Annotated in this window: 1 protein-coding gene; it reads left to right on the forward strand. The window is 70.8% G+C overall.

Annotated features, from left to right (window positions below; translation table 11 throughout):
- The first annotated feature begins 217 nt into the window (after positions 1–217).
- Positions 218–850: a LysE family translocator gene (locus IZR01_RS49335; RefSeq protein WP_194927906.1), complete on the forward strand. Its 633-nt coding sequence runs from the start codon at positions 218–220 to the stop codon at positions 848–850.
- The last annotated feature ends 71 nt before the right edge of the window (positions 851–921 follow it).

The following is a 921-nucleotide window of genomic DNA, read 5'->3' on the forward strand; positions in this document are numbered from 1 at the left end:
CGGCAGGGAGGCGCAGGGCAGGGCAGCAGGACAGCGCTGGCGGGGCTGGTTGGCGGGAGCGATCGCGAAACTGGCTGGCAGGAACTGGCGGTGGCGAGGCTGAGCGCGGGGCCCAGCTTGCCGGCCGATCTGCGGCGCGGCGGGGCTACGCAGCGGGCTGAGTGGCGGGCCGAGTGGCGGGAAACGGCGGCAAGGCGCGGCTGCCATAGTGAGTCGCATGAGCGATTCGGTCCTTCATACGCTGCTGTCCTTCGCCCTTGTCGCGGGGCTCATCACGATCATTCCGGGGCTCGACACCGCGGTGGTGCTGCGGTCCGCGCTCACGTCGGGGCGGCGGCAGGCGTTCGCCGCCGCTTTCGGGATCAATGCCGGGGCGTTGGTGTGGGGTGCGGCTGCGGCGACGGGGGTGTCGGTGTTGCTGACGGCTTCGCATGCCGCGTATACCGGGCTGCGGGTGGTGGGTGCCGTGTACTTGCTGTGGATGGGGATCGGGATGTTGCGGGCTGCTCGGCGCGGGGAAGTGCGCGGGGCGGCTGAGACGGTGGTGGATGCCGGGGTGGTGCGGGCGTTTTTGCGGGGGGCCTGGACCAACCTTTTGAATCCGAAGGTGGGGGCGTTCTACATCGCGATCTTTCCGCAGTTCATGCCGGCGCACGTCTCGCATCTGGCTATGGGGCTTGGGCTTGCGGGGGTGCACGACGCGGAGGCGCTGGTGTGGTTCACCGTGCTGATCTTGTGTGCGCATCAGGCTCGGGCATGGTTCGCGAAGCGGCGGGTGAAGCGGGCGCTTGACGCGGTGACCGGGACGGTGCTGGTCGGGTTCGGGGTGGAGCTGGCGTTGCGAGGCTGAGCAGGCGATGGCTTGCCGTCGCGCGGTGGGCGTCGCGCGGGGCGCCAGGCGTCGGGCGCTGGGGCTGGGGC

This window comes from Catenulispora pinisilvae (assembly GCF_015356865.1).
GTDB lineage: Bacteria > Actinomycetota > Actinomycetes > Streptomycetales > Catenulisporaceae > Catenulispora > Catenulispora pinisilvae.

What these genes read in the sequence shown, in the direction of transcription:
- IZR01_RS49335 (WP_194927906.1), top strand. Translation starts at nt 218, where the DNA reads ATGAGCGATTCGGTCCTTCATACGCTGCTGTCCTTCGCCCTTGTCGCG.